Source organism: Streptomyces sp. NPDC058257, from assembly GCF_042881845.1.
In the GTDB taxonomy this organism is placed as follows: Bacteria; Actinomycetota; Actinomycetes; order Streptomycetales; family Streptomycetaceae; genus Streptomyces.
Map to the genome: position 1 here is coordinate 86,752 of NZ_JBHVXJ010000015.1, position 22,783 is coordinate 109,534.

Sequence of the window (22,783 nt, forward strand, 5' to 3'; positions counted from 1 at the left end):
ACGGTCGCGTTTACTTACGCTCTCACCGAGGAGTGCTCCATGAGCAGGCCGACCCCCACCACCGCCGCCACCGCCACCACCGAGTTGAGCGGCGGCGCGGAGAAGTTGATACGCGGCCGTCACGCGACACGCGCGTTCCGCCCGGACGCCGTCCCCGCGGACACGATGCGCGCGATCTTCTCGCTGGCCGGTACCGCGCCGTCCAACTCCAACGCGCAGCCGTGGCAGGTGGAGGTGGTGAGCGGCGCGGCGCGTGAGCGCCTGGCGCACGCCTTGCGGGCGGCCCATGCCGCGAAGCGCGTCTCGGCGGATCTTCCGTACTCCGAGGACATGTACGCGCAGGTGCACCAGGCGCGCCGGGCCACGTTCGGAGCCGAGCTGTACGGAGCCCTGGGCATAGGCACTGGCGACCATGCCGCACGTGCGGCCTACGACGCGGAGAGCCTGCGCTTCTACGGCGCGCCACACGCGGCTTTCCTGTTCGTCGACGGTGACGGCGCGACACGCCTCGCCGCCGACGTGGGCGCCTACATGCAGACCCTGCTCCTGGCGATGGCCGCGTACGGCGTGGACAGCTGCCCGCAGGGACTCCTGAGCTTCTACGCCGACACCGTCCGGGGCGAGCTCGGCGTCACCGGAGGCAAGCTGCTCGTGGGCATCTCCTTCGGCTATGCCGATGAGACCGCGCCGGTGAACCGGGTGACGACCGAGCGCGCCACGCTGGAGGCGACCACGACGTTCCACGACTAGGCAGTTACACGTGGTGGCGCGTCCGGGGCAGTTACCCGTGGTGGCGCGTCCGGCCGCACCGACCGCTCGGCAGGATCGCCGACCCGCGCGCCCGCGTGGCCGTGGAGGGCCCAGCGGATTCCGGAACAGGCGCGAGAGGCTTTCGGCACCGCGTCCGGCCTGCTCGAAGCGGCAGTGGACGAGCTCGACGAGCACAAAGAGGAGCTGTGGCGCGGTCGCCACGCGACAGGGGACCGCGACACGGAGTCGGGTCGCTTCATGGAACCCGCCCGGCAGGCACTGGACGACGACGGAAGTTGCTGATCGCCGCTCGGGGTGGGGCCGCCGTAGCGCCCCAGCTCAAGCGGCCTTGCTCGATCTCTTGACGGCCGCTCCCAGGGCTGGATTACTGAGCTCGACAGAAGATCCACGACCGAATGATCGGTCGCCCGTTTGGGACGGGAGAAACTCCATATGACGGCGATGCTGGACCCCGCGGAGCGCCTCGGGCGCCAGGAGCTGGAAGCGCTGCAGCTGGAGCGCCTGCAGGACACCCTGCTGCACGCGTACGAGAACGTGCCCTTCTACCGGGCGGCGTTCGACAAAGCGGGTCTGCGCCCCGAGGACTGCCGTGCGCTCAGCGACCTGGCTCGCTTCCCGTTCACGGCCAAGACCGATCTGCGGGACAACTACCCCTTCGGGATGTTCGCGGTCGAGCAGTCCGAGGTGCGGCGCCTCCACGCGTCCAGCGGCACGACGGGCCGGCCCACGGTCGTCGGCTACACCGAGCAGGACCTGTCGATGTGGGCGGACGTCGTGGCACGCTCGATCCGCGCGGCGGGGGGACGCCCCGGGCACAAGGTCCATGTGGCGTACGGCTACGGCCTGTTCACCGGCGGCCTCGGCGCGCACTACGGGGCCGAGCGTCTTGGCTGTACGGTGATTCCCGCGTCCGGCGGCATGACGGCCCGTCAGGTCCAGCTGATCCAGGACTTCCGCCCCGAGATCATCATGGTGACCCCCTCGTACATGCTGACGCTCCTGGAGGAGTTCGAGCGCCAGGGGGTCGACCCACGCACCACGTCCCTCAAGGTCGGCATCTTCGGCGCCGAGCCGTGGACGGAGGAGATGCGCCGCGAGATCGAGGAGCGGTTCGCGATCGACGCCGTCGACATATACGGGCTCTCCGAGGTGATCGGCCCCGGAGTCGCGCAGGAGTGCGTGGAGACCAAGGACGGCCTGCACATCTGGGAGGACCACTTCTATCCGGAGGTGGTGGACCCGATCACCGGCGAGGTGCTCCCGGACGGCGAGCGCGGCGAACTGGTCTTCACGTCACTCACCAAGGAGGCCATGCCCGTCATCCGCTACCGCACCCGCGACCTGACCCGCCTCCTGCCCGGCACCGCACGGACCTTCCGCCGGATGGAGAAGATCACGGGCCGCTCGGACGACATGGTGATCCTGCGCGGCGTGAACCTCTTCCCCACACAGGTCGAGGAGATCGTCCTGCGGACCGCGGGAGTCGCGCCGTACTTCCAGCTGCGCCTGACCCGCGAGGGCCGCATGGACGCGCTGACGGTCCGGGCCGAGTCCCGCGCGGACACGACTCCCGAGCGGCGCGAGGCGGCGGCCCGGGAGATCGCGTCGGCGGTGAAGGACGGCATCGGCGTCTCGGTGACGGTGGAGATCGTCGATCCGGAGACGATCGAGCGGTCGGTGGGGAAATTCAAGCGGATCGTGGACCTGCGCGAGAAGTAGCTCCCACGGAGCAGGAGCTACGACGCGCTGAATCGGTCCCGCAGCTCGCGCTTGAGGATCTTCCCGCTCGCGTTGCGCGGCAGCTCGTCCACGAAGAGGACCCGCTTGGGCGCCTTGAAGTGGGCGAGCTTCTCGCGCGCGTGGTCGATCAGTTCGGCCTCGGTGACCTCTCCCCTGCGTACGACGACTGCGGTGACCGCCTCGATCCAGCGCTCGTCCGGCAGGCCGATCACGGCCGTCTCCGCGACCCGCTCGTGGGTGTAGAGCGCGTCCTCGACCTGGCGCGACGCGACGAGGACACCGCCGGAGTTGATGACGTCCTTCACCCGGTCGACGACCGTGAGGTAGCCCTCCTCATCCCGCACGGCAAGATCCCCGGAGTGGAACCAGCCACCACGGAACGCCTCCTCGGTCTCCTCGGGCTTGTCCCAGTAGCCCTCGCACAACTGCGGTGACCGGTAGACGACTTCACCCTGCGTGCCGTCGGGCACCTCAAGGCCACGCTCGTCCACGATCCGCGCCTCGACGAACAGGACGGGGCGCCCGCAGGACTCCAACCGGCCCTCGTGCTCGTCGGGCCCGAGGACCGTGGCCAGGGGGCCGATCTCGCTCTGCCCGAAGCAGTTGTAGAAGCCGAGCGACGGCAGCCGTTCACGCAGCCGCTCCAGAACGGGCACGGGCATGATCGACGCGCCGTAGTAGGCCTTGCGCAGGGCGCCGAGGTCACGGGTGGCGAAACCGGGGTGGTTCGAGAGGCCGATCCATACGGTGGGCGGCGCGAAGAGGCTGTCGGCGCGGCCCGCCTCGACCAGTTCGAAGATACGTTCGACGTCGGGCGCGTCGATGATCGTGTTCTCGGCGCCCACCGCCAAGTACGGCAGCAGGAAGACGTGCATCTGCGCCGAGTGGTAGAGCGGCAGCGCGTGGACGGGCTTGTCCGTCTCCTTGAGGTCGAGGGCGGTGATGGCGCTGACGTACTCGTGCACGAGGGCTCGGTGCGTCATCATCGCGCCCTTGGGGAGGGCGGTGGTGCCGGAGGTGTAGAGCAGCTGGGCCAAGTCGTCCGCACCCGGCTCCGTGCCGTCGTACGCCGGTGCGGCCGAGAGCCGCGCAAGCAGTGAGTCGTCCGCGTCGCGCAGGGCGAGGGCGCGTACGTCGCCGGGCAGGCGCGGGGCGAGGTCCGGATCGGCGAGGACCAGGGAGCTGCCCGACTGGCCCACGATGTACGCCAGGTCGTCGCCCACGAGGTTCTGGTTGACCGGCACATGGACCAGGCCCGCCCGCGAGCAGGCGAGGAAGCCGATGAGATAGGCGTCCGAGTTGTGGGCGTAGGCACCGACGCGGTCACCGTGGCCGAGACCCGCCTCGCGCAGCACCTGGGCGCCGCGCGAAACGGCCGAGTCCAGTTCCGCGTATGTCCACGCCCGCTCGCCGTAGCGAAGCGCCACTCGCCCCGGCACGCGCCGCGCGCTCCGCCGAAGGACCCCGTCGACCGTATTGCCGCGTACACCTGTCATGGCGTGATCCTGAGCCGCACGTGTCACGCCGGTCAAGGCTCCGGACGGGGCACGAACTGGGCCTGTTCCGGTACTCGATCAAGTGACATACCGATTGGTACGCTCAACCGCCCCTTCGATCACATCAGTTGGGAGGCACCATGCGTATCCGCATCAGACACCTGACGGCCTTGGGTATCAGCCTGTTGACCGCCGCGGCGTTTCTGCCGTCGTCCGCCGCCACGGCGGGCGCGGCTGGGGCGCACGGCGACGCCCGCCCGTCGGGCGGCGGTCTGTCCGCCACCGTCCGCTACACCCAGTACGGCATTCCGCACATCCTCGCCAAGGACTACGAGAACCTCGGCTTCGGCACCGGCTGGGCGCAGGCCGCCGACCAGGTGTGCACCCTCGCCGAGGGCTACGCGACCGTGCGCGGCGAGCGGTCACGCTACTTCGGCGCCGACGGCAAGCCCGACGGCTCGCTGTCCTCGGCGACCACGAACCTCTCCAGCGACCTCTACTTCGGCGGCGTCCGCGACACGCACACGGTGGAGAAGCTTCTCAAGCAGCCCGCCCCCGCGGGGCCGAGCACCACGTCGAAGAAGCTGATGCGCGGCTTCGCGGCCGGCTACAACGCCTGGCTGAAGCAGAACCGCGTCACCGACCCGGCCTGCGAGGGCGCCAAGTGGCTGCGCCCGATCACCGCTCTGGACGTGGCCCGACAGGGCTTCGCCGTCCAGGTTCTGGGCGGTCAGGGGCGCGGCATAGATGGCATCACCGCGGCGAAGCCACCGAGCGCGACAGCCCCGGACCGCGCACCTGACCCCGAGCGCACCGCGAAGGAGGCGCGCGAGCTCTTCTCGGCCGACGAGGCCGTCATGGGTTCCAACGCCGTCGCGTTCAGCGGGAAGACCACCGCGAACGGCAAGGGCCTGCTGCTCGGCAATCCGCACTACCCCTGGCAGGGTGGCCGACGCTTCTGGCAGTCGCAGCAGACCATCCCCGGTGAGCTGAACGTCTCGGGCGGTTCCCTGGTCGGCACGAGCGTCGTCAACATCGGCTTCAACGGCGATGTGGCGTGGAGTCACACGGTGGCGTCCGGCGTGACCCTCAACCTGCACCAGCTCACGCTGGATCCGGCCGACCCCACCACCTATCTGGTGGACGGCAAGCCGGAGAAGATGACGAAGCGGACGGTCGAGGTGCCGGTCAGGAACGGTGCTCCGGTGACCCGCACGCAGTGGTGGACCCGATACGGCCCGGTCACCACCGACCTCGGCGCTCAGCTCCCGCTGCCCTGGTCGGCGAAGACCGCGTACGCCCTGAACGACCCCAACGCCAGGAACATGCGCGGCAGCGACACCGACCTCGGCTTCGGCAGGGCCCGCTCCACCGAGGGCATCCTGAAGGCGCTGCGCGACACCCAGGGCCTCCCCTGGGTCAACACCGTCGCCGCCGACCAAAAGGGCCACTCGCTCCTCAGCCAGTCCCAGGTCCTTCCCCGCATCACCGACGACCTGGCCGAGCGCTGCTCGACCGATCTGGGCAAGGTGACGTATCCGGCGTCGGGCGTGGCCGTGCTCGACGGCTCGCGCGGCGACTGCGCGCTCGGTTCGGACAAGGACGCCGTCCAGCCCGGCGTCTTCGGCCCGTCGAGGATGCCCACCCTCAAGGACGCCCCGTACGCGGAGAACTCCAACGACAGCGCCTGGCTCACCAACGCCGACCGGCCGATCACGGGCTACGAGCGGATCTTCGGCACGATCGGCACGCAGCGCTCCATGCGGACGCGCGGCGCCGTCGAGGATGTCGCCAAGATGGCGAAGAGGGGCGGCCTGACGGTCACGGACCTCCAGAAGCAGCAGTTCGCGAACCGGGCGCCCGCGGGCGACCTGGCCGCCGCCGACGCGGCACGCGCGTGTGCCGCGCTGCCCGGGGGCGCCGCGACCGGCAGCGACGGCAGGGCCGTCGACGTACGCGAGGCCTGTGACGTCCTCAAGGCCTGGGATCGCACCATGAACACGGACAGCGAGGGGGCGCTGCTCTTCGACCGGTTCTGGCGGAAGCTCGTCGTCGCCGTGCCGAACGCCCAGCTGTGGAAGGTGCCGTTCTCCGCCGCCGACCCGGTGCGCACCCCGAACACCCTCAACACGGCCGCGCCGGGCTTCACGACCGCGCTCGCCGACGCGGTGACCGAGCTGAGCGGGGCCGGCATCGCGCTCGACGCGCCGCTGGGCAGGAACCAGTTCGTCGTACGCGGCTCGGAGCGGCTGCCGGTCTCCGGCGGCACGGAGTCGATCGGCGTGTGGAACAAGGTCGAGCCGGTCTGGGACGCGAAGGGCGGCGGCTACACCGAGGTCGCGCACGGTTCGAGCCACATCCAGGCGGTCGGCTGGGACAAGGGGCGCTGCCCTCAGGCGCGCACGCTCCTCACCTACTCGCAGTCGTCGAACCCCAACTCGCCGCACTACAGCGATCAGACGCGGTTGTACTCCGGTGAGCGCTGGGTCACCTCGCGGTTCTGCGAGAAGGACATTCTGCGTGATCCCGGGCTGAAGGTGGTCAAGGTTCGGGGGGCTGCCGTGCCGCGTTGACTGATATCGGGCCACCCCGCGTCGGGCTCGACGCGGGGTGGCCCTGCTTCGTGGTTGCTCCTGCGGGCCGGTGGGGGCTTGTCGCGCAGTTCCCCGCGCCCCTGAGGGCGCCTACAGCGCGCGCTCCCGGCCCTCCCAGTACGGTTCGCGCAGCCGTCGCTTGTAGAGCTTGCCGTTCGGGTCGCGCGGCATGGTCTTGATGAAGTCGACGCTCTTGGGGCGCTTGTAGCCCGCGAGTCGGCGCTCGCAGTGGTCGAGGATGTCGGCGGCGAGCGCGTCGCCCGCCGTGTTGCCCTCCGTCACCTCCACGACCGCCTTGACCTGCTCGCCCCACTCGTCGTGCGGGATGCCGAACGCGGCGGCGTCCGCGACGGCGGGATGGGTGAGCAGCGCGGACTCGATCTCGGCGGGGTAGATGTTGACCCCGCCCGAGATGATCATGTCGATCTTGCGGTCGCGGAGGTAGAGGTAGCCGTCCTCGTCGAGGTAGCCGAGGTCGCCGACCGTGAAGAATTCGCCGATGCGGTTCTTCTTCGTCTTGGACTCGTCCTTGTGGTACGAGAACCCGCCGGTGCTCATCTTCATGTAGACGGTGCCGAGTTCACCGGGCGGCAGCCGATTGCCGTCGTCGTCGAAGACGGCCAGTTCGCTGATGGGCCACGCCTTGCCGACGGTGCCGGGCCGCTTCAGCCAGTCCTGCGCGGTGGCGAAGGCGCCGCCGCCCTCGCTGGCCGCGTAGTACTCCTCGACGCACTCGCCCCACCACTCGATCATCGCCCGTTTGACGTGGTCGGGGCAGGGCGCGGCGCCGTGGATGGCGTGGCGCATCGACGACACGTCGTACGCCTCCTTGGTCGCGTCCGGCAGCGCGAGAAGGCGGTGGAACTGGGTGGGCACCATGTGGGTGTGCGTGCACTTGTACCGGTCGATGAGACGGAGCATCTCCTGGGGCGTCCACTTGTCCATCAGGACCAGCGGGTGGCCGATGTGCAGGGCGGCGCCCGCGAACTGGAGGACCGCGGTGTGGTAGAGCGGCGAGCAGACGAGGTGCACGTTGCCGTCGAACGGCTTGACGCCGAAGATGCCGAGGAAGCCGCCGAGATACGACTCCTCGGGGAGCTTCCCGGACAGCGGGCGCCGGATGCCTCGCGGGCGTCCCGTGGTGCCCGAGGTGTAGTTCATGACCCAGCCGAGGGTGCGCTCGTCGGGCGCGGATTCCGGTTTTCCGGCCAGGAGTTCGGCGTACGGACGGAAGCCGGGTACGCCACCCACCGAGTACCGGTGCGTCGCCGGGAGCTTCGCTTCGTCGGCGGCATGGGTCGCCGCCGGCGCGAACCGCTCGTGCGCGATGAGCACCTTCGCACCGGAGTCGGCGACGATCCAGGCGATCTCCGGTCCCACCAGGTGGTGGTTGACCGGGACGAGGTAGAAACCGGCCTGTGAGGCCGCCAGGTACGCGGTGAGGAACTCGACGCTGTTGGGCAGCACCACGGCGAAGGCGTCGCCGCGTTCGAGGCCCGCGGCGCGCAGCCCGTGGACGAGCTGGTTGGTCGCCGCGTGCAGGCGCCGCGCGGTCCACTCCTCGCCGTCGGGTGCGATCAGTACCGTGCGGTCCGGGTCCGCTTCGGCCTGCGCCCAGAAGCCGTTGGGGGGCGTACTGCCCGGCATGCTGCTCATAAGGACCTCTCCTCCGTCGTCTCGTCGGTCGCGTCGTCTCGTCGGTCGTGTCCGGTCGTCGGTCGCGTCGTCTCGCCGGTCGCGTCCGGTCGTCAGTCGCGTCCGGCTATGCGGTTCACGCGGTCGATGGCCCGCTCGAAACCGCGGGTCAGCTCGTCGAAGACCACCTGGACGCTGCGTTCGCTGTTCATCCGGCCGACGATCTGCCCGACCGGCGTGCCGAGCAGCGCCTGGACCTCGTGCTTCTGGATGCGCGAGACCGCCTCGGCGACCAGAAGCCCCTGCAGCGGCATGGGCAGCGTGCCGGGTCCGTCCGGGTCGTCCCAGGCGTCGGTCCATTCGGTGCGCAGCTGGCGCGCGGGTTTGCCCGTGAGGGCGCGCGAGCGGACCGTGTCGCCCGAGCCCGCCGCCAGGAGCTTCTCGGTGAGAGCCCGCGAGTGGAGGTCGGCCTCCGTCGTGGTGAGCCAGAGGGAGCCGAGCCACACGCCCTGCGCGCCGAGCGCGAACGCGGCCGCGATCTGGTCGCCGCTGCCGATACCGCCCGCCGCGAGCACCGGCAGCGGCGCCACGGCCTCGACGGCTTCCGGCGTCAGGACCATGGAGGCGATCTCGCCGGTGTGGCCGCCCGCCTCGTAGCCCTGCGCGACGACGATGTCGATGCCCGCGTCCGCGTGCTTGCGCGCGTGCCGGGCGCTGCCCGCGAGAGCGGCGACCAGTACGTCGTGGTCGTGGGCGCGCTGGATGACGTCGGCGGGCGGTGAACCGAGCGCGTTGGCGAGCAGCTTGATCGGGTAGTCGAAGGCGACGTCGAGCTGATTGCGGGCGACCTGCTCCATCCATCCGGTGATACGCCAGCCGGAGGCTTCGCCTTCGGCCAGTTCGGGTACGCCGTACTTACCGAGGGTGTCCTCGACGAACTGGCGGTGGCCTTCGGGGATCATCGCCTCGACATCGGACTCGCTCACCCCCTCGACCTTCTTCGCGGGCATCACGACATCGAGTCCGTAGGGCCGGTCGTCGAGATGCTCCTGCATCCAGTCGAGATCCCGGGCCAGTTCGTCGGGCGCCGTGTAGCGGACCGCGCCGAGCACACCGAATCCGCCCGCCCTGCTGATGGCGGCCGCCACCGCCGGGAAGGGCGTGAAGCCGAAGACGGCGTGCTCGATCCCCAGTTTCCTGCTCAGCTCTGTCTGCATGGGCGCAGGATGCCGCAGCCGTCCGGACGACGGAAGAGATTTTCTGATGCAGTGTCAGATCTTTGCCGGGTACCCGTGGTTGTCAGGGCTCCGCGCCGACATGGATGTTTCAGCAGTTTCTTGTGATCCCGAAAGATAGTTTCAGTTCAGGAGAGTCTCAGGAGGGGGCACGGTCATGGCCGGGGTCAGCGGGGCGGCGGACAGAGCGGACGGCGGCCCCAGCCGACACCAACTGGGCGCGCGAGTATCCGCGTCTGGGCGCGCGAGTATCCGCGTCGGTCGGGCCGCTCGCCCTTGTCCCGTTCCCCGCGGGTCCTGCCGCGGCGGCGCGCTCCGCGACCGGCGCCGGGCGCCCGACGCTGCGTCCCGGCACCCCCGAGCACGCATCGAGGCGGCGGGGTGGGCCCCCTCGGCCGACTGAGGCCGCCCTACTCCCCCAGCGCGGCCATCGCCGCGTTGTGCCCGGGGATGCCGCTGACCCCGCCGCCGCGCACGGCACCCGCCCCGCACAGCAGGACGTTCGCGTGCCGCGTCTCCACGCCCCACCGGCCTGTGTCGTCCTGGGCGTAGGGGAAGGCGAGGTCGCGGTGGAAGATGTTGCCGCCGGGCAGGCGCAGGTCGCGTTCCAGGTCGAGCGGGGTCTTGGCCTCGATGCAGGGGCGTCCTTCGGCGTCGGTGGCCAGGCAGTCGGCGAGCGGCTCCGCCAGGTGGGCGTCCAGCTGCGCCAGGGTCGACTTGAGCAGTTCGGCCCGTACGGCGTCGTTGTCGTGGGCGAAGAGACGCGCGGGCGTGTGCAGTCCGAAGAGCGTAAGGGTCTGGAAGCCGCGCTCGACGAGGTCGGGGGCGAGGATGCTGGGGTCCGTGAGGGAGTGGCAGTAGATCTCGGACGGTGGCGCGGCGGGCAGCTCTCCGGCCGCGGCCTGCACGTACGCGGCTCCCAGCTCGCCGTACCCCTCCGCGATGTGGAAGGTCCCGGCGAAGGCCTCGTGCGGGTCGACCGAGGTGTCGCGCAGCCTCGGCAGCCGTTCGAGCAGCATGTTGACCTTGAGCTGGGCGCCCGCGGCCGGGTCGGGGGGTGCGGCGCCGACGAGGGCGGCGAGCTCCTGCGGTGAGGCGTTGACCAGGACGTGCCGTGCGGCGACGGTGGCTTCGCGCTCGGGCGTGCGGTACGTGACCTCGGCGCTCTGTCCGTCCGAGTCGATACGGATGACCTCGTGGTCCGTGGCGAGCTCGGCGCCGGCCGCGCGGGCGGTCCGGGCGAGGGCACTGGTGAGCGCGCCCATGCCGCCGACGGGCACGTTCCAGTCGCCGGTGCCGCCGCCGATGACGTGGTACAGGAAGCAGCGGTTCTGGCGCAGGGACAGGTCGTGGGCGTCGGCGAACGTGCCGATGAGGGCATCGGTGAGCACCACTCCGCGCACCAGGTCGTCCTGGAACCGCTCCTCGATGGCGGCGCCGATGGGCTCTTCGAAGAGCGTTCGCCAGGCGGTCTCGTCACCGACCCGCTCGCGCAGCGCGTCGCGCGTGGGCAGGGGTTCGGTGAGCGTGGGGAACACCCGCCCCGCGACCTCACCCGTCATGGCGTAGAACTCCCGCCACGCCTCGTACTCCCGCGGTCCGCCGGTGAGCCGCTCGAACGCCTCCCTGGTGCGCGCTTCGCCCCCGCCCACGAGCAGTCCGGTCGGCCGCCCGTCGCGCTCGGTCGGGGTGTAGGAGGAGACCGTGCGGGTGCGCACTCTGAAGTCCAGGTCGAGGTCCCTGACGATCTTCCGCGGCAGGAGGCTGACCAGGTACGAGTAGCGCGAGAGCCGGGCGTCCACTCCGGCGAAGGGGCGGCTGGAGACGGCGGCGCCGCCGGTCTTGGAGAGCCGCTCCAGAAGCAGGACGGAGCGTCCCGCGCGGGCGAGATAGGCGGCGACGACGAGTCCGTTGTGACCACCGCCGACGATGACGGCGTCGTATCGATCGCGAGGAGGCATAGCCCTTACTAACACGAGCCCCCGCCTCATGGTGCGATGGTCACACCCCCGACGCCCCCGGCACCGTCAGCACCCTCAGCGCCCGCCGGACGCGCGCTGCTGGCGCAGCGCCGCCACGCGCCGGTAGAGCTCGACCGCCTCGGTGCCGCGGCCCAGCTGTTCCAGGCAGTGCGCCTCGTCGTTGCGGCTGGCCAGGGCGTCGGGGTGGTCGGCGCCGAGGACCTGTTCGCGGGCCGCGGCGACGCGGCGGTACTCGGTGAGGGCGTCGGCCCAACGGCCGAGCCATCCCAGACCCACGGCCACCTCGCGGCGGCTGACCAGGGTGTCCGGGTGGTCGCCGCCCAGGACGCGTTCGCGGATCGCGCAGACGTCACGGGCCTCGGCCAGGGCTTCCTCCCAGCGGCCCTGGCGGCCGAGGTTGACGCCGAGGCCGTGCCGGGCGCGCAGGGTCTCGGGATCGGAGGGGCCGTTCACGCGGTTGCGGTCGTCGATCAGGTCGCGGTACAGCTCCAGGGCCTCACCGCTGCGGCCGAGGCGGCCGAGGCTGATCCCCACCTCGTAGCGCGCGGCGAGCGTGTCGGGGTGGTCGCCGCCGAGCGCCCGGCCGCGCGCCTCCGCGACCTCGCGATACGTCTGGAGCGCCTCGGGCCAGCGCCCCAACTGGCCTAGTGCGTAGGCGACTTCGTATCGGGTGACGAGGGTGTCGGGGTGGGTGGCGCCCAGGACGCGCGCGCGGGCCGTGGCGACCTCGCGGGCCAGCTGATAGGAGTCCTCCAGGCGGCCGAGCCTGCTGAGGTTGTACGCCAGGTTGTGGCGGCAGCGCAGAGTGTCGGGGTGATCGGCGCCCGCGGTCCGCTCCCGCACGGCCAGCACCGCCGTGTACGTCTGATGGGCCTCGAAGTGCCGCCCCAACTGCCCCAGTACGTAGGCCATTTCCTGACGTGCGGCGAGCGTGTCCTGGTGCTCGGCGCCGAGGGTGCGTTCCCTGCCCTGCGCGACGCGCCCGTACTCCCGCAGGGCGTCGGCCGCCCGCCCGGTGCGGCTGAGGGTGAAACCCACCTCGTAGCGGCTTGCGAGCGTGTCCGGATGGTCGGGGCCGAGCGCGTGCTCCCGCTCGGCGGCCACCGCGCGGTGCACCTCGCCCGCCTCGGCCCAGCGGCCGAGGCGCCCCAGGCTCAGGCCCGCGTTGTGCCTGCTGACCAGGGTGGCGACCACCTCCGGTGACGGCGTGGGCCGTTCGGGCTGCCGCGGTGCCGCGGCCCGGCGCGCGTCGGTGCGCGGGATCCACTCGCCGGTCAGGCCCGCCGCCGCGTCGGGCGGCGTCGTCCGCAGCGCGGGGGCGCCGTTCGCCTTGTGCCCGGTCGTCATGCCGCGGGTCCACGAGGGAAGGCGCGGCTCACGCGAGGGCGGCTGCTCCGGACGGTGGGCGGGCGGGGTGACGACGGACGGGACGTACGAGGGGACGGCGCGGCCCGAGACGATGCGCCGCCCCAGCTCGCGGGCGTCGTCGGGGCGTTCGTCCGGTTCCTTGGCGAGCAGGTCGAGGACGATCTTCTCGAAGTACTCGGGGAGTTCGTCGCGGTGCGTGCGCGGCGGCTCGGGCTGCGTGTCGCGGTGGCCGACGAGCACGGCCCAGGCGTCCTCCATGTCGAAGGGCGGCGCCCCCGTGGAGATCTCGTACAGGACACATCCGAATGAGTAGAGGTCGCTGCGCTGGTCGACCTGGGCGCCGCTGATCTGCTCGGGCGACATGTAGTGCGGTGTACCCATCGCGATGCCCGTGCCGGTCAGACGCGAGGTGAAGCCGATGTCGTGGCCGAGCCGCGCGATGCCGAAGTCGCAGATCTTCACCGTGCCGTCCGTGAGCCGCATGATGTTCGCGGGCTTCAGGTCCCGGTGCACGATGCCCTGTTCATGGGTGTACGCGAGTGCGGCGGCCACCTGGTCGGCGATCTCCACGACGTCCGCGACGGGCAGTGGATGCTGTTTGTTGTCCTCCAGGAGCTGACTGAGGTTGCGCCCTTCGAGCAGTTCCATGACCAGATACAGGACGCCGTCATGCTCCCCGAAGTCATGTACGACGGTGACGCCGCGGTGCTGCAGTGCCGCCGCCACGCGCGCCTCGCGCCGGAACCTCTCGCGCAGGACGCGCGTGAAGGACTGGTCATGCTGCGGCCCCATCGGCTTGAGGCACTTCACAGCGACCCTGCGTCCGAGAGACTCGTCGCGCGCACGCCACACCTCGCCCATGCCGCCGCGCCCGATCAGGTCCAGCAGCCGGTACCGGCCCTGGATCAGCCTGGTGTCCGCCATCTCCCGCCGTCGCCCCCGTTGCCTCGCTTCGCCCTCCCCGGCCTGTCCAGTATGGCTGCCCGGCTGTCGAGTTTGTACGGGGCGGGCCGCGCGCCGGGGCCGAGCCTGGCCATGGCGCGCAGAATGTGTTTCGGGGGAAGTTGCCAGCGTATACGTGCGGGGACGGTGCGCAGGATGGTGCCCGTGGTGACAAGCCGGCGGGTCACGGTGCCGGGCCGCGGGGCCGTCCTGCCGTAGAGCTCGTGGGCGTAGGGCGGCAGCGAGGCGTACGCCAGGTTCGCCACGCGCCGCCACAGCAGGGCGCGCGCCGGAACCAACAGGGGGTGGGTCGGGGGGCGTTGGAGGAAGTCGTCGACATCACGCGCCTCCGGCCCCGCGGCCAGTTCGGGCCGCACCCGCTCGAAGTACGCGGCGAGTTGGGCGCCCGACGCCGGTACGTCGGCGGGGTCGAGGCCGACCAGGCGGGCGCTCTCCCGGTGTTCGTCGACATACCGGTCGGCGAGCTCGTCGGTGAGGCGGAACCCGGACCGGCGCACGACGTGGAGATAGGAGTCGATCTCGGCGCAGTGCACCCAGAGCAGCAGCTCGGGCTCGTCGACGCCGTACCGCTCCCCCGTGTCCGGGTCGGTGGCCTTGAGCATCGTATGGATCTTCCGCACCCGCGCGCCCGCGTGCTCGGCGACCTCGGTGGTGCCGTACGTGGTGGTGCCCACGAAGCTCGCGGTACGCATGAGGCGGCCCCAGGCGTCTTTGCGGAAGTCCGAGTTCTGCATGACACCGCGGACCGCGCGGGGGTGCAGGGCCTGCAAGTACAGGGCGCGGACCCCGGCGACCCACATCATCGGGTCGCCGTGCATCTGCCAGGTCACGGACGAGGGGCCGAATAGCCCCGGGTCCTTGGCCGCCGGGTCTCCCGCCGCCGGATGCCCCGATGAGGATGCCTCGCGCATCCAACCACCTCCTGGTCGCAGGCTACGCCGCCGGTGCGACCCGCAACCCGCCCCGTGCGCGCGGCCCTGTGCGCGTGACCGCCACCGAGGCGGTGTCGGCGGTCAGCGAGCGGTGGTCAGGTACGAGATGACCATGTCCCCCAGCATCGTCCGGTAGTGCTCGCGGCGAGGTACCTCGGTGAGGTCGCGGCCGAAGAGCGCGTGGAACGTATGCCGGTTGGAGACCCGGAAGAAGCAGAAGGAACTGATCATCGCGTGCAGGTCCACGGCGTCCACATCGGCCGTGAACACGCCCTGCTCGCGCCCGGCTTCGAGGATCGAGGCGATGATGTCGATCGCCGGAGAGCTGAGTGAGGCCAGACTCGGCGAGGCACCGATGTGCTTCGCCTCGTGGATGTTCTCGATGCTGACGAGACGGATGAAGTCCGGGTGCGCCTCGTGGTGGTCGAAGGTGACCTCGGCAAGGCTGCGGATGGCGGACACCGGATCGAGATGCCCGACGTCGAGCTGCTGCTCCTCCTGCCGGATGACCGTGTACGCCCGCTCAAGGACCGCGGTGAACAGCTGGTCCTTGCTGCCGAAGTAGTAGTAGATCATCCGCTTCGTGGTCCGCGTGCGGGCGGCGATCTCGTCCACCCTGGCCCCCGCGTATCCCATGCGGGCGAACTCCTCGGTGGCCACGTCGAGGATCTCCCCCTGGGTGCGGGCCGCGTCCCGGGTTCGCTTGGCGGGCGGGGACGACGGGGGGACGGCGGCGGCCATGCGGCTCCTCTTTGCGGACTCTCCGGCGCCGGTCAGTCTAATGGGGGTGGAGATGACGGCTCATGCTGGTGAGGATGACGGCCAGGGCTGCTGAAGATGCTGGGCAGCGAGCCGTACGGCCGCGTTCTGGGCCCCGTATCCCCGGTAGCCGCCCGTGCGCCGCACCAACTCGAAGAAGACCCGGCCGACGGTGGCGGTGTAGCAGTGCAGGAACTCGCCGTTCTCGTCCCGGTCGTAGAGGATGCCGAGCTCCGCCAGCGTGGCCAGGTACTCCGGATCCAGCTCGTGGCGGGCGTCGAGGTCGTCGTAGTAGTTGGCGGGAATCGGCAGCAGGCCCGCGCCGTGTTCCCGCACACGCCGGGCGGCGCCGACGATGTCGTCCGTCGCGAGGGCGATGTGCTGGAGGCGGGCCCCTTCGGCGTCCGGCGCCGGAGCGATGTTGAGGACGATGCGCACACCGCCGTCGGGCGACGCGACGGCCCGGCTGCGCACGAGTCCGTAGGGGTCGGCCAGGTCGAGGCTGCCGTCCGCCTCCAGGCCGAGCACTCCCCGGTGGAAGAGCGATGCCTCGTCGAACTGGTGCCAGGGCTGGGTGAGCGCGATGTGGTCGATGTGCCGGATGATCCCGGCCTGTACGCCTCGCTCCCCCGGCTGCTCCCCCGGCAGGCCGCGCGGCGGTACGTCGGTGAAGTCAGCGGTCCAGCTGAGGTGGTCGGGCTTCTCCGTGCGGCAGAAGAAGACCTCCGTGCCGTCGGGCGCGGCGACCGCGTCGAGCGGTGCGTCGCCCGGGCCCCGACGGCGCGGTACCACGGGCGCGAGCAGCTCTTCGGCGCGGCGCGCGGCGCGGTCCGGGTCGGAGCTCTCCACGCCGATGGCGGTCAGCGCCGGATCTTGACGACGGCCGCTGACCCCGGTGTTGAGCAGGATGCGGGCATCCCCCTGTTCCCAGAGTTCGACCGGCTTCCAGGTGTGCCGGGCCGTGTGGGCGAAGCCGAGAGCCTGGAGCACTCCGCGCAGCGGTTCGGTGTCGGCCGCGGTCAGCTCGGCGAAGGCGAAGGCGGAGGGCGCGGGCGCCGCGGGGAGCGCGGAAAGACCGGCCGACTCCTCCAGCATGAGCAGTGAGCGGAGCGCGTCGACGGCGGTGGAGGCGGCGCCCGCCTGCCGGAACACGTCGTTGAACACTTCGAGTGACAGGGGCCCTTGGTATCCGGCACCTACCGTGGCGGCCACCAGAGGGGCGAGGTCGAAGCCGCCCTGGCCGGGGAAGCAGCGGTAGTGCCTGCTCCACTGCAGGACGTCCATCGCCATCAGCGGTGCGTCCGCCAGCTGCAGGAAGAAGATCTTCTCGCCGGGGATGTCCGCGATGCCCTTGGGGTCGGATCCGCGGGAGAGGATGTGGAAGCTGTCGAGGCAGGTGCCGAGTGCCGGATGGTCCGCCTGTTCGACGATCCGCCAGGCGTGGTCGTACGTGCTGACGTGCCGGCCCCAGGCCAGCGCCTCGTAGGCGATACGGATGCCGTGGTCCGCCGCTCGGTCGGCGAGGAGCCGTAGCTGCTCGGCGGCGAGCGCGTCGTCGTCGACCGCGTCGGGGGCGACGCTGGAGCAGACGAGGAGCAGGTCCGCGCCCAGGCGCTCCAGCACGGCGAACTTGCGTTCCGCGCGGCGCAGATTGCGGGCGAGGACGTCGGTGGGGACGGCCTCGAAGTCGCGGAAGGGCTGGTAGAGGTCGATGCCAAGACCCAGGTCCGCACAGCGCAGCCGCACTTCCTCGGGGCTGAGCGGGGCGCCGATGAGATCGTTCTCGAAGATCTCCACACCGTCGAATCCGGCGGTGGCGACGGCGGTGAGCTTCTCGGACAGCGGGCCGCTGAGCGAGACGGTGGCGATCGTTTTGCGCATGGTGTCCTTCTCTCGGGCCTGTGAGTATCGAGTCGGTATCTGTCAGGCCGGGAAAGCGGCCAGGTCGCCGAAGTCGGCGAGCATCGATCCGGTGTGCGGTTCGAGTCCGGTGAAGAGACGGAAGGCGTCGGCCGCCTGGAAGACGGCCATGCCACCGCCGTCGAGGGTGCGGCAGCCGATGGCGCGGGCCGCGCGCAACAGCTCGGTCTCCAGCGGCCGGTAGACCACTTCGGCCACCCAGAGGCCGGGCCTGAGCAGATCGACAGGCAGGGGCAGGCCCGGGTGGGCGACCATGCCGGTGGGTGTGGCGTGGACCAGGCCGTCCGCGACGGCGAGGCGCTCGGCCGTCGCGCCGCTCGGCGCGGACACCGCACGGCCGGGCCCGAAGCGCGCGGTCAGCGCGGCGGCGAGAGCGGTGGCACGGGCCGGGTCGGTGTCGACCAGGGTGACCCGGTCGACACCGAGGTTGAGCAGGGCGTGCGCCACGGCGGCGCCCGCCCCGCCCGCCCCGAGCTGTACGACGTCACCGGTCGGCGCGTCGGCCAGGCCCCGGGCGAAGGACTGGGCGAAGCCGGTGGCATCGGTGTTGTGCCCGACGGCGCGTCCGCCCCTGAGGACAACGGTGTTCACGGCGCCGAGCTCGGCGGCCTCGGGGGCGAGCTCGTCCAGGTGCTCGATGACCAGCTGCTTGCAGGGGTGGGTGATGTTCAGCCCGTCGAAGCCGAGTCGGCGGGCGGCGTGCACCAGTTCTCCGACGGCCTCGGGCGCTACGCCGATGACGTCGATGTCGAGGGTGCGGTAGACGAGGCGCGCACCGTGCCGGTCCGCCTCGCGTTCGTGCAGGGCGGGGCTCAGGGAGGGGCCGATACCGGAGCCGATCAGGCCGGTGAGGTACGAGGTCATCAAGAGTTCCTGTAGGTCAGCTTGGCACGGTTGATCACGATGTCGCGGTCGGCGCGACGGGTTCAGAGGGCGGCGGCTTCGGGCTCCGCCGTCGGCGTCTTCGCGAGCCCGGCGCGCACACCCAACTCGGCCGTGGGTACCCGGTGTGTCTCACGCCCGGTGGCCACGGCGATCGCGCAGATCGCGCAGAACGCGGCGGTGAAGATCGCGACGCCGAGCCAGTCGTCCCCCTCGGGGCCCGCGATCTGTGCCGCGAACGTCACCGCGAAGCCGGCGACGGCGAACCCGATCTGGGTACCGACGGCCATGCCGGAGAGGCGGACCCTGGCGGGGAACATCTCGCCGTAGAACGAGGGCCAGATGCCGTTGGCCGCGCTGTAGAGGACTCCGAAGAGGAGCAGTCCGGTCACGAGGACCAGTGGGTAGCTGCCGGTCGAGATCGCCCACAGGTAGACGAAGATCATCACCCCGCTGCCGAGTGCCCCGATGAGAAAGACGGGCTTGCGGCCGATCCGGTCCGAGAGCCTGGCCCAGAGCGGGATGGCGAGCAGAGCCACCGCGTTGGCGCTGCCCGCGACCCAGAGCATGCCCGTCTTGTCGAGGCCGACCGCGTCGCTCGTGGCGTACGAGAGGGCCCAGACGGAGAAGATCGTGCTGACCGTCGCGATCAGTGCCGCCGCGACCACCCGCAGCACGTCGGCCCAGTGGTTCCTGAGCAGTTCCGCCAGCGGCATCCTGGCCACCTTCCGGTCGGCCGAGACCTGCTGGAAGACGGGGGTCTCCTCCAGGGTGCGGCGGATGACGTATCCGGCGACGGCGACGACGGCGCTCAGCAGGAACGGAACGCGCCAACCCCAGCTGTAGAGCTGGTCGTCAGGCAGTGCCGCGACCGGCAGGAACACCAGGGTCGCGAGGAGCTGACCGGCCTGGGTCCCGTTGAGGGTGAAGCTCGTGTAGTAGCCGCGCCGGTGTTCCGGCGCGTGCTCCAGCGTCATGGCGTTCGCGCTTGCCTGCTCTCCGGCCGCGGACAGGCCCTGGAACACCCGCATCAGCACGAGCAGCACCGGAGCGACGGTGCCGACCTGCGCGTACGTGGGCAGACAGCCGATGAGGAAGGTGGAGAGCCCCATGAGGATCAGCGTCCAGACCATGATCTTCCGACGGCCGAGCCGGTCACCGAAGTGGCCGAGAACGAGAGCGCCGACGGGGCGCGCCGCGTACGCGACGCCGAAAGTCGCCAGCGAGATCAGGGTGGCGGTGGCCGGGTCGTCCGGGTCGAAGAAGACTTTGGGGAAGACCAGGGCCGCGGCGCTGCCGTAGATGAAGAAGTCGTAGTACTCAAGGGCACTGCCGATCCAGGCGGCGAAAGCGGCCTTGCGCGGCCTGCCCTGGAGCGGCGGCGTGGCCGATGACGGATCGGCCTGCGGGTGAGCGGACACGTGAACTCCTCGGGGAGAGCGGCCCGGCCGTGAGCCGGGGCGGGCCGCGAGAGGGGGACGGGGGTGCGGCGCGGCGGGGAGGGAACGCCTGGCCGGGTGGTAAGCGGTGCGCACCCGACACGTTCAGTTAACGCACTAGATAGTTAATTAACTTGGAAGTGATGCTGGCCCCGCCCCTCGGGCCGTGTCAATACATCGCGCCGTAACGGACGGCCGACGCGACGGAACCCGTACCGGTGAGCTTCGCCGGATCGGCCCACTCCCCATATCGCCGTGCCCTACGCTGCGGCGCGAGGCTAAATAGGACAAATGCGGGGAGCAGTCACGTGACTGAGCAGGACAGTGCGGTCGAGCTGCTGGGGTTGCTGTCGGCCAAGGGGCGGGACGTGACCGGGGAGTGGGTGCAGCAGGTCTCGGGGACACTGAAAGGGCGTGTGAGTGTCGCCGAACTGAGCCGTGAGCTGGTCGAGTTGCACGAAGCACTCGTGCAGGCACTGAGCCAGGGTGCCGGCGATGTGCACGGGGAACAGATGTCGGAAGTGCGAGCCCTCCTGACGGAGCTGTCGAGAAACAGGGCACGGCAGGGCTTCTCGCCCACGGAGACGGCGGTGAGCGTATTCGCGCTCAAGCAGGTTCTCGAGCCCGTGCTCCAGAACGGGTCCACCGAGGAGATCCGCGCCTTCGGGCGCCTCAGCCGCGTACTGGACGGCCTTGGCCTGTTCACGATCGAGACGTACACACGGACCCGCGAGGAGCTCATCTCCGCGCAGGCCGAACAGCTGATGGAGCTGTCCACGCCCGTGGTGCGGGTGTGGGACGGTGTCATCGCCGTGCCCCTGGTGGGCACGTTGGACTCCGCACGGACCCAGGTCGTCATGGAGAAGCTGCTTCAGGCGCTGGTGGACACCGGTTCCGAGCAGGCCATCATCGACATCACCGGCGTACCGGCGGTGGACACACAGGTGGCCCAGCATCTGCTGAAGACCATCGTCGCGGCCCGCCTCATGGGTGCCGAATGCACCGTCTCCGGTATCCGCCCGCAGATCGCGCAGACGATCGTGGCGCTGGGCATCGAGTTCGAGGGCATCGTCACCAAGGCGAGCCTCGCGGACGCGCTCAAGCTGGCCCTGAAGAGGTCGGGCGTCGAGATGGTCGCCCGCAAGGCCGGGCAGCTGTGACCGAGCGGGTACCGATCCTGCGGATCGGCGAGGTGCTGGTGGTGTCCATCCAGTTCGACCTGGAGGATCAGACCGTCCTGCAGTTGCAGGAGGACCTGGCCGAGCAGATCGTGAACCGCTCCGCCCGGGGCGTCATCATCGACATCACGGCGCTGGAGATCGTCGACTCCTTCGTCGGGCGCATGCTGTCGACGATCGCGGACATCTCCCGCATGCTCGACGCCGAGACCGTGGTCGTCGGGATGCGGCCCGCCGTCGCCATCACGCTCGTCGAACTCGGACTGTCGCTGGGCGGAGTGAGCACGGCTCTCGACCTCGAGAAGGGACTGGCCCGGCTACGGCGTTCCTCCTCTGCGGACGAGGCGTGACAGCGCCCTGGCTGCCTGGTGAGGCGCCTCAGGTCTACCCCATCACGCACAACAAGGACGTGGTGAGCATCAGACAGACCATCCGCGTCCTGGCGCAGCGCTGCCGCCTCTCCCTCGTGGACCAGACGAAAATGATCACGGCAGCGAGCGAGCTGGCGCGCAACACCCTCGTCTACGGGGGTGGTGGAGCCGTCAGGGCCGGGGTCGTCGAAAGGAACGGCCGCCAGGGAATCGCCGCGCTCTTCGAGGACGGTGGGCCCGGCATCGAGGACGTGGGTCTGGCGATGACGGACGGCTGGACCTCGGGCGCAGGCCTGGGCCTGGGGCTCAGTGGCGCCCGCCGCCTCGTCGACGAGTTCGAACTCGTGACAGAGGTCGGCGCGGGCACCACGATCACCATCATCAAGTGGGCCCGGTGAACACCCGGACCATTCTGGCCAGCAGGGACATGAGCTGGTTCCGGGACGGTCCCTCCCTGTCGACCGCGGCGCGCGGAGCGGCGGCAGCGTTGGCCCGAAGGGTCGGACTTGACACTCACCGTGCCGCGGAAGTCGCCCTCGCCGTCACCGAGGCCGCCACCAACATCCAGCGACATGCCACGGACGGTGCGCTGCTGCTGCGGACCCTGCACACGAACGACGAGGCCGCGGTCGAGTTCGTCACCGTCGACTCGGGGCCCGGCATGGTCGACGTGTCCGCCTCGATGGCCGACGGAGCATCCAGCGTCGGCACACTCGGCATCGGGCTCGGAGCCGTGGCCAGACTTGCCGACCACTTCGACGTCCACTCCGTGCCCGGCAAAGGGACGGTCATGGCGGCGCAGTTCTGGTCCCGCCGGGCGGACGCCCAGGGAGTGACGGCGGCCCTGGCGGCCGGGCGGCAGTGCGTCTCCGGCATGACACGGCCCATCAGTGGTGAGATCACCTGCGGCGACGCCTGGAGTGCCCGACTCGACACGGCCACGGCCACGGCCACCGGCACCGGCCACCCCGCCGTTCTCGTCATGATGTGCGACGGCCTGGGGCACGGGCCGCTGGCGGCCCGTGCCAGTGCGGCGGCCGTAGCGGCGTTCCATGACACTCCCGCCACCGATCCGGAAGGGATCATGAGAGCGGTCCACCGCGCTCTTCGGGGAACCCGGGGCGGCGCGGCGGCAGTCGCCAGGATCGAACCGGCGGCCCAACGGGTGCAGTACTGCGGCGTCGGCAACATCAGCGGCTTCCTCATCGGTCACGACGCCCGCAAGACTCTGCTTTCGGTGCCCGGCATCGTCGGAGCGAACATGCGCCGCCTGCGGACCTTCGAGGAACCGCTGCCCGAAGGCGGCGCCCTGGCCATGCATTCCGACGGACTCACCGAGCGGTGGGACCACACGACTCTCCCCGGGCTTCTTCACCATGCGCCGCTCGTCATGGCCGGGCAGCTGTTGCGCGAGGCCGGTGTGCGCCGGGACGACGCCAGCGTGGTGGTGGTGAAGGGAGTTTGGTGAACAGCGAAGGGCGGGGCGGACGTGCCTGCTGACTCTCCCCGGCAGGTCCG

At 70.6% G+C, this 22,783-nt stretch carries 17 protein-coding genes; 7 read left to right on the top strand and 10 right to left on the bottom strand.

The genetic code is table 11. The features are described 5' to 3' along the window. The first annotated feature begins 39 nt into the window (after positions 1-39). Complete coding sequence (locus ACFVXC_RS30030; protein ID WP_389911346.1) at positions 40-750, top strand: nitroreductase; 711 nt, start codon at positions 40-42, stop codon at positions 748-750. A 453-nt stretch (positions 751-1,203) separates the two neighbouring features. Beyond that, positions 1,204-2,490, top strand: a complete 1,287-nt coding sequence (gene paaK / locus ACFVXC_RS30035; protein WP_389911349.1) for a phenylacetate--CoA ligase PaaK — start codon at positions 1,204-1,206, stop codon at positions 2,488-2,490. A gap of 17 nt (positions 2,491-2,507) precedes the next feature. Here paaK and ACFVXC_RS30040 read toward each other — a convergent pair whose 3' ends face one another. Beyond that, positions 2,508-4,007, bottom strand: a complete 1,500-nt coding sequence (locus ACFVXC_RS30040) for an acyl-CoA synthetase (RefSeq protein ID WP_389911351.1) — start codon at positions 4,005-4,007, stop codon at positions 2,508-2,510. A 140-nt stretch (positions 4,008-4,147) separates the two neighbouring features. On the opposite strand from ACFVXC_RS30040, the gene ACFVXC_RS30045 reads away from it, so the two are divergent. Next, positions 4,148-6,580: a penicillin acylase family protein gene (locus tag ACFVXC_RS30045; protein WP_389911353.1), complete on the top strand. Its 2,433-nt coding sequence runs from the start codon at positions 4,148-4,150 to the stop codon at positions 6,578-6,580. Positions 6,581-6,691: 111 nt separating this feature from the next. On the opposite strand, the gene ACFVXC_RS30050 is transcribed toward ACFVXC_RS30045, so the two are convergent. The 9 genes from ACFVXC_RS30050 to ACFVXC_RS30090 all read right to left on the bottom strand — a co-directional run bounded on the left by ACFVXC_RS30050 (position 6,692) and on the right by ACFVXC_RS30090 (position 19,698). Next, positions 6,692-8,248, bottom strand: coding sequence for an acyl-CoA synthetase (locus ACFVXC_RS30050; protein ID WP_389911617.1), 1,557 nt, complete (start codon positions 8,246-8,248; stop codon positions 6,692-6,694). 101 nt (positions 8,249-8,349) lie between these two features. Continuing rightward, on the bottom strand, positions 8,350-9,453 hold the full coding sequence (locus tag ACFVXC_RS30055; protein ID WP_389911355.1) for an NAD(P)H-dependent flavin oxidoreductase: 1,104 nt from the start codon (positions 9,451-9,453) through the stop codon (positions 8,350-8,352). Positions 9,454-9,881: 428 nt separating this feature from the next. Continuing rightward, complete coding sequence (locus ACFVXC_RS30060; RefSeq protein WP_389911358.1) at positions 9,882-11,432, bottom strand: phytoene desaturase family protein; 1,551 nt, start codon at positions 11,430-11,432, stop codon at positions 9,882-9,884. 75 nt (positions 11,433-11,507) lie between these two features. Next, positions 11,508-13,745, bottom strand: coding sequence for a tetratricopeptide repeat protein (locus tag ACFVXC_RS30065; protein ID WP_389911361.1), 2,238 nt, complete (start codon positions 13,743-13,745; stop codon positions 11,508-11,510). Further along, positions 13,727-14,695: an oxygenase MpaB family protein gene (locus ACFVXC_RS30070; RefSeq protein WP_389911364.1), complete on the bottom strand. Its 969-nt coding sequence runs from the start codon at positions 14,693-14,695 to the stop codon at positions 13,727-13,729. The genes ACFVXC_RS30065 and ACFVXC_RS30070 overlap by 19 nt, the downstream gene beginning before the upstream one ends. A gap of 102 nt (positions 14,696-14,797) precedes the next feature. Continuing rightward, entirely contained in the window at positions 14,798-15,457 is a 660-nt protein-coding gene (locus tag ACFVXC_RS30075; protein WP_389911366.1) for a TetR/AcrR family transcriptional regulator, read from the bottom strand. 60 nt (positions 15,458-15,517) lie between these two features. Then, positions 15,518-17,356, bottom strand: a complete 1,839-nt coding sequence (locus tag ACFVXC_RS30080) for a bifunctional sugar phosphate isomerase/epimerase/4-hydroxyphenylpyruvate dioxygenase family protein (protein WP_389911369.1) — start codon at positions 17,354-17,356, stop codon at positions 15,518-15,520. Between the two features lie 42 nt (positions 17,357-17,398). Next, the gene (locus ACFVXC_RS30085) at positions 17,399-18,259 is read right to left on the bottom strand and encodes a shikimate dehydrogenase (RefSeq protein ID WP_389911372.1); all 861 of its coding nucleotides are present in this window, start codon (positions 18,257-18,259) and stop codon (positions 17,399-17,401) included. A gap of 62 nt (positions 18,260-18,321) precedes the next feature. Then, positions 18,322-19,698, bottom strand: coding sequence for an MFS transporter (locus tag ACFVXC_RS30090; RefSeq protein WP_389911375.1), 1,377 nt, complete (start codon positions 19,696-19,698; stop codon positions 18,322-18,324). Positions 19,699-20,024: 326 nt separating this feature from the next. On the opposite strand from ACFVXC_RS30090, the gene ACFVXC_RS30095 reads away from it, so the two are divergent. The 4 genes from ACFVXC_RS30095 to ACFVXC_RS30110 are packed head-to-tail and all read left to right on the top strand — an operon-like array spanning position 20,025 to position 22,733. After that, a complete protein-coding gene (locus ACFVXC_RS30095) occupies positions 20,025-20,876 on the top strand; it encodes an STAS domain-containing protein (protein WP_389911378.1) in 852 nt (283 codons plus the stop codon). Beyond that, positions 20,873-21,244 (top strand): STAS domain-containing protein, encoded by a 372-nt coding sequence (locus ACFVXC_RS30100; protein WP_389911381.1) that lies wholly within the window; start codon positions 20,873-20,875, stop codon positions 21,242-21,244. The genes ACFVXC_RS30095 and ACFVXC_RS30100 overlap by 4 nt, the downstream gene beginning before the upstream one ends. Then, positions 21,241-21,663, top strand: coding sequence for an ATP-binding protein (locus ACFVXC_RS30105; protein ID WP_389911384.1), 423 nt, complete (start codon positions 21,241-21,243; stop codon positions 21,661-21,663). Before ACFVXC_RS30100 ends, ACFVXC_RS30105 begins: the two co-directional genes overlap by 4 nt. Continuing rightward, complete coding sequence (locus tag ACFVXC_RS30110) at positions 21,651-22,733, top strand: ATP-binding protein (protein ID WP_389911387.1); 1,083 nt, start codon at positions 21,651-21,653, stop codon at positions 22,731-22,733. The genes ACFVXC_RS30105 and ACFVXC_RS30110 overlap by 13 nt, the downstream gene beginning before the upstream one ends. Positions 22,734-22,783: the final 50 nt, after the last annotated feature.